Source organism: Achromobacter sp. (assembly GCF_036567245.1).
In the GTDB taxonomy this organism is placed as follows: Bacteria; Pseudomonadota; Gammaproteobacteria; order Burkholderiales; family Burkholderiaceae_B; genus Achromobacter.
Map to the genome: position 1 here is coordinate 1 of NZ_DATCUY010000452.1, position 5,720 is coordinate 5,720.

The 5,720-nt window shown below is 66.7% G+C and carries 6 protein-coding genes; 4 read left to right on the forward strand and 2 right to left on the reverse strand.

The window, feature by feature from the left end:
* Both VIR09_RS19405 and VIR09_RS19410 read right to left on the reverse strand, forming a co-directional pair.
* Nucleotides 1-1,052 (reverse strand): CaiB/BaiF CoA-transferase family protein (locus tag VIR09_RS19405; protein ID WP_332014346.1); only part of this gene is annotated, 1,052 nt, incomplete at its 3' end.
* A gap of 120 nt (nt 1,053-1,172) precedes the next feature.
* Nucleotides 1,173-2,075: a LysR family transcriptional regulator gene (locus VIR09_RS19410; protein WP_129527586.1), complete on the reverse strand. Its 903-nt coding sequence runs from the start codon at nt 2,073-2,075 to the stop codon at nt 1,173-1,175.
* A gap of 136 nt (nt 2,076-2,211) precedes the next feature.
* On the opposite strand from VIR09_RS19410, the gene VIR09_RS19415 reads away from it, so the two are divergent.
* The 4 genes from VIR09_RS19415 (at nt 2,212) to VIR09_RS19430 (ending at nt 5,645) form a co-directional block, all read left to right on the forward strand.
* Nucleotides 2,212-3,195: a tripartite tricarboxylate transporter substrate binding protein gene (locus VIR09_RS19415; protein ID WP_332014347.1), complete on the forward strand. Its 984-nt coding sequence runs from the start codon at nt 2,212-2,214 to the stop codon at nt 3,193-3,195.
* A 29-nt stretch (nt 3,196-3,224) separates the two neighbouring features.
* Complete coding sequence (locus tag VIR09_RS19420; RefSeq protein ID WP_129527585.1) at nt 3,225-3,689, forward strand: MaoC family dehydratase; 465 nt, start codon at nt 3,225-3,227, stop codon at nt 3,687-3,689.
* A gap of 191 nt (nt 3,690-3,880) precedes the next feature.
* Nucleotides 3,881-4,807: a 2-aminophenol 1,6-dioxygenase subunit beta gene (gene cnbCb / locus VIR09_RS19425; RefSeq protein ID WP_332014348.1), complete on the forward strand. Its 927-nt coding sequence runs from the start codon at nt 3,881-3,883 to the stop codon at nt 4,805-4,807.
* Nucleotides 4,808-4,826: 19 nt separating this feature from the next.
* Nucleotides 4,827-5,645, forward strand: coding sequence for a tRNA U-34 5-methylaminomethyl-2-thiouridine biosynthesis protein (locus tag VIR09_RS19430; RefSeq protein WP_332014349.1), 819 nt, complete (start codon nt 4,827-4,829; stop codon nt 5,643-5,645).
* Nucleotides 5,646-5,720 lie beyond the last annotated feature (75 nt).

Sequence of the window (5,720 nt, forward strand, 5' to 3'; positions counted from 1 at the left end):
AGCAACGCCTGGATGGGACCGCCTGGCGTGGCCACGTCGCGCCAGCGGCCGCGCGCCGCGAATTGCGGGTGGTCCCAGACCTCGTGCATGGTGTTCAAGGCGGAGTTGGCGATGCCGCCCCGGTCCAGCCTGGCCAGCACCTGTTCGCGCGACAGGGAGGCAAAGCACTCGGCGATGCGCGCATCCAGCGCCTCGCGGTGCCGCACGCGCTGGACGTTGGTGGCGTATCGCTCGTCGTCGGCCAGCGCCGGTTCCTCCAGCACGTGGGCGCAGAAACTGCGCCATTCGCGGTCGTTCTGCAGGCCGAATATCACGGGCTTGCCGTCTCCCGCGAGGTATTGCCCATAGGGCGCGATCGCGGGATGCGCCACGCCGTTGCGCGCGGGTGGGGTGCCGCCGTAATGCGCGAAGTTCAAGGCATAGGAAGTCCATTCCGTCAGCGCCTCCAGCATGGTCACCTCGACGCGTAATCCCGCGCCGGTGCGTCCGCGCTGTATGAGCGCCGACAGGATGCCGGAATAGGCATACATGCCGGCGGCGATATCGGCGATGGAGATGCCCGTGCGTGCCGGGGATTCCGGCGTGCCGGTCAGGGAGATCAGGCCGGAAGCCGCCTGTATCAGCAGGTCATAGGCCTTCTTGTCGCGGTAGGGGCCGTCATCGCCGTAGCCGGAAATGTCGCACACGATCAGCCTGGGGAAGTCCGCGCGCAACGTGTCGTAGTCCAGGCCCATGCGGCGCGCGGCGCCGGGCGCGAGATTCTGGATGAAGACATCAGCCTGGCCCAGCAGACGCCGCAGCACTTGCGCGGCGCCCGCAGCCTTGGTGTCCAGGGCCAGGCTCTCCTTGCCGCGGTTGGCCCATACGAAGAACGACGACTGGCCGCGCACGGTGTCGTCGTAGCCCCGCGCGAAGTCGCCCGCGTCCGGCCGTTCGATCTTGATGACGCGCGCGCCCAGGTCCGCCAGCTGGCGGCTGGCGAAAGGGGCGGCGACGGCGTGTTCGAGCGCGATGACGGTGATGCCGTCTAGGGGGCGGGTAGCTGCGGTCATATCGTCCTGGAGTCGGAGTGTGGGCCGGGGCGCATGCCGGGCCCGGCGGCGGCGGAGCATTATGGAATGCGAGGCGCGCGCGCGGCCAGTCGATATTTTTTAAGCAGGATTCGAGATTCTCTAATCGGCGTCCAGCGCCGGCCGCGGCTCGGTGACAAAGCTGATGAAGGCGCGGGCATAGCCGGGCAGGGCGTCCTGCTTGCGCATCACCGCGCGTTGTTCACGCACGGCCCAGGATTCTTCGATCTGCACGCATTCGACCTTGCCCTGGGCCAGCGCGGGCGCCGCCACCGAGCGTGGCACCAGCGAAATGCCGGCGCCTTCCTGGACGCAGCGCAGCACGGCGTCGAAGTTGGGCGCGTGCACGCGCACGCGGGGCTTGAGGCCCATCTGCTCGGCCATTTGCTGCAGGTACAGGAAGTTGCTGCTCTTGCGGCCGATGGCGACCAGATCGTGCGACAGCGCGGTTTCAAGCGAAACGCGCGGGAGCAGGCTGAGCGGATGGCGCGGGGGAATGATGAAGATCAGTTCGTCCTGGCCGTAGCTGATGTATTCCAGTCCGCGCATTTCAATGGCGCCCGCGACCAGTCCGATGTCGGCGCGGCCGTCCAGCACCGCCTTGACGGTTTCCTCGCTGAGATGCTCCTCAAGATCCACGTTGACGTTCGGATAGGCGGCCAGATAGCGGCTCAACGCGCTGGGCAGGCTGCTCAGCGTGCTGCTGTTGGCATAGACGCGGATATGGCCCTCGACGCCATCGGTATGACGGCGCATTTCCGCCTGCAGGCGCTCGACGTTGCCCAGTATGGTCTGCGCATAGCGCAGCACGGTCATGCCGGCGGCGGTGAGCGACATCCCTTTTTGAGTGCGCACGAACAACGGCACGCCCATGGCCTGCTCCAGGTTCTTCAGGCGGTAGCTGGCCGACGGCGCGGTCAGGTGCAGGTCGGAAGCCCCGCCCGTGAGGCTTTTGGCTTCAGCGATGGCGACAAAGACGCGCAGGTCGGTCAGTTCGTAGCGCAAGGAGGACACCCGGTGTGGGGCGGCGTGGCGGGCCGCTGTTAGAAAGGCTCTAAGCCGGATAAGAAACTTTCGACTATTCCTGGCGCCGGCCTCGTCTCTATATTGTGCCGCACACAAAAGACCAACGGAGACAAGCATGAAACATGGATTTCCCTGGCGTGCGCTGGCAGGCGCCACCCTGATGGCGGCTGGCGCGCTGGCTGGCGGCGCTGCGTCGGCGCAGGACTATCCGGCCAAGCCGGTTCGCCTGGTGGTGCCGTATGCGGCCGGCGGACCTACCGATACGTTCGCCCGGGCCCTGGCGGAGACCTGGAGTCGCAAGCTGGGCGCGGCGCTGGTGGTGGAGAACCGGACCGGAGCGGGCACGCTGGTCGGCACCGAAACCGTCGCCCGCGCGACTGCCGACGGCTACACCTTGCTGCTGACCACGGTGGCGCACGCGGTCAATCCCAGCATCCATGCCAGCCTGCCGTACCGGACGGTGGAGGACTTTGCGCCAGTCGGCCTGGCGGCCAAGGCGCCCCTGGTGCTGGTCGTCAACAAAAACATGCCCGTCTCGACCTTGCCAGAGTTCATGGCCTATCTGAAGGCCAGGCCCGGCAAGGTCAACTACGGCTCGGCCGGCATCGGCAGTGCGCCGCACCTGGCCGGCGAGCTGCTGAACCATCTGGCCGGCGTGCGCGCCATGCACGTGCCGTACCGTGGCAGCGCGCCGGCGATGGCCGATGTCATCGGCGGGCATCTGGACTTCATGATCGATAGCGCGCCCACGGGCCTGGCGCAGGTGCAGGCGGGCACGGTCAGGCTGTTGGCGACCTCGATGGCGCAGCCCCTGCCGCAGACGCCCGGCACGCCGCCCATCGCGGACGCGGTGGCGGGCTACGAGGCCTATACCTGGAACGCCGTCTTCACGCCGGCGGGTACCCCCGCGCCGGTCGTCGACAAGCTCAATGCCACGCTGCGCGCTGCGCTTGCCGATCCGGAATTGCAGCGCCGCGCCTACGACATGGGCTTGGTGCTGCAGCCGGACACGACGCCTGCCGCGCTGGCCGCCTTCTTGCAGGGCGAGCTGAAGAAGTGGGGCGAAGTCGCTCGCGCCGCGCACATGACCGCGAACTGAATCCACCCGTACAAAAAAAGGAATCCTGCATGATCAAGCACCAACTCTGCGCCCAGCGTTACTTCGATGATTTCAAGGTTGGCGAGGTTTTCATCCTGCCGTCGCGCACCATGACCGATGCGTTGTTTGCCGCGTTTCAGCTCGCCAGCGGCGACAATCATCCCGTGCATTACGACGTCGAGTATTGCCGCGCCCATGGCATGCCTCATATGCTGGCGCACGGCTTCCAGGTCGCCATCCAGACGGCGGCGGGCGCCGGACTGTTCCCCCATATGGTGGAGGATGCGCTCAAGGGGTTTCTGGAACAGAGCAGCCGTTTCCTCAAGCCTGTGTTCGCGGGCGACACGCTTTATTCGTCGCTGACGGTGACGGAACTGCTGCCCGGACGCACGACCGGCGTGCTGGTCATGCAGAGCCTCGTGCGCAACCAGCGCGGCGAGACGGTGATGGACGGCGTGCAGAAGTACCTGCTGCGCAAGGGCGAAGGGCGGTAGCGGGGCGCCAGGAGACCGGACCGGAACGTCTGCTCGGGAAACTCCCTATCCATTGGCCGCCCTTTGCCGGTTGACAGCAATCGCCAGCGAATCGATACTGAATCCAGTACGTATACGTACAAAATAGCGGGCGCCGCTACTGCGCAACAACGGTCGTACGGGTTCCTACTGCTCTCGCAAAGGAGTAAGCAATGAAGGACGGCGAAATTCTTTCCGGATTCCTGGCTCCCCACCCGCCGCACCTCGTGTACGGCGAGAACCCGCCGCAGAACGAGCCGCGCTCGCGCGGCGGGTGGGAAAGCCTGCGCTGGGCCTACGACCACGTGCGCGAGAGCATCGAACGCCTGCAGCCCGACGTGCTGCTGGTGCATTCGCCGCATTGGATCACCCAGGTGGGCCATCACTTCCTGGGCGTGCCGCGTCTGGCGGGCCGTTCGGTGGACCCGATCTTTCCCGACCTGTTCCGCTACGACTTCGGCATGGACGTGGACGTGGAACTGGCCGAAGCCTGTTGCGAGGAAGGCCGCAAGCTGGGCCTGGTCACCAAGATGATGCGCAACCCCAAGTTCCGCGTCGACTACGGCACCATCACCACGCTGCACATGGTGCGGCCGCAATGGGACATTCCGGTGGTGGGGCTGTCGGCGAACAACACGCCGTACTACCTCAACACCCAGGAAGGACTCAAGGAAATGGACCTGCTGGGCCGCGCCACGCGCGAAGCGATACGCAAGAGCGGGCGGCGGGCGGTGCTGCTGGCCAGCAACACGCTGTCGCACTGGCATTTCCACGAACAGCCCGAGGTGCCCGAGGACATGTCCAAGGAACACCCGGCGCGCTACGACGGCTATCTGTGGGACATCCGCATGATCGAGCTGATGCGCAAGGGCAGGATGGGCGAGGTGTTCGAGCTGTTGCCCCAGTTCATCGACGAAGCCTTCGCCGAAGTGAAGTCCGGCGCCTTCACCTGGATGCATGCGGCCATGGGCTATCCGCAACTGGCCGGCAAGTTCCATGGCTACGGTACCGTGATCGGCACCGGCAACGCGGTGATGGAATGGAATCTGCAGGAGGCCGGACTGTCCCGCCTCGAAGCACCCGCCGGCGCGGCGGCCTAGTCATCCAGGGAGACATGCCATGACCATCGTTTCCGCATTTCTCGTCCCTGGCAGCCCGCTGCCGCAGCTGCGCAGCGACGTGGCGCCCTGGGGACGCCTGAACCAGGCGCTGCGCGCGGCCGGCGAGTCGCTGGCGGCTTCCCGGCCCGACGTGGTGCTGGTGTATTCGACGCAGTGGATGGCGGTGCTGGACCAGTTGTGGATCACGCGCCGGCGCAGCACGGGCGTGCACGTGGACGAGAACTGGCACGAGTACGGCGAGCTGCCCTTCGATATCGCCAGCGACGCCGGCCTGGCCGAAGCCTGCGTGCAAGGTTGCCGCGACGCCGGCATCCATGCGCGCGGCGTGGACTACGACCAGTTCCCCATCGACACGGGCACCATCACGGTCAGCACGCTGATGGGCTTTGGCTCCGACCAACTGCCTGTGACCCTGGCGGCCAACAACCTGTACCACGACAACGCGCAGACGGAGCAACTGAGCCGCATCGCCGCGCAGGCAGCCGCCGCGCAAGGCAAACGCGCGGCGGTCATCGGCATAGGCGGGCTGTCCAACACCATGTTCCGAGAGCCGGTGGCGCCGGAATCCGACCGCCTGATCTCCCAGGCCGACGACGACTGGAACCGCCGCATGCTGGCGCTGCTGGAAAGCGGCGATGCCGCGCAACTGCGCCAGGCGATGCCCGAGTATGCCGGGCAGGCCAAGGCCGAGATGGGCTTCAAGCACATGTCCTGGCTGCTGGGCGCGCTGGGCGACCAGTTCCGCGGCGCCAAGGTGCTGGAGTACGCGCCGCTGTATGGCAGCGGCGGGGCGGTGGTGGAATTCAAGCTGGGTTGAACGCTGGCCAGGCCCGGGAAGCGGCGCGTGTCGGGCCGCGCCAGGGGCGGCCCGCATCCGGGCCGCCTGTCAGAG

What these genes read in the sequence shown, in the direction of transcription:
- VIR09_RS19420 (WP_129527585.1), top strand. Translation starts at nt 3,225, where the DNA reads ATGATCAAGCACCAACTCTGCGCCCAGCGTTACTTCGATGATTTCAAG.
- cnbCb (WP_332014348.1), top strand. Translation starts at nt 3,881, where the DNA reads ATGAAGGACGGCGAAATTCTTTCCGGATTCCTGGCTCCCCACCCGCCG.
- VIR09_RS19430 (WP_332014349.1), top strand. Translation starts at nt 4,827, where the DNA reads ATGACCATCGTTTCCGCATTTCTCGTCCCTGGCAGCCCGCTGCCGCAG.
- VIR09_RS19415 (WP_332014347.1), top strand. Translation starts at nt 2,212, where the DNA reads ATGAAACATGGATTTCCCTGGCGTGCGCTGGCAGGCGCCACCCTGATG.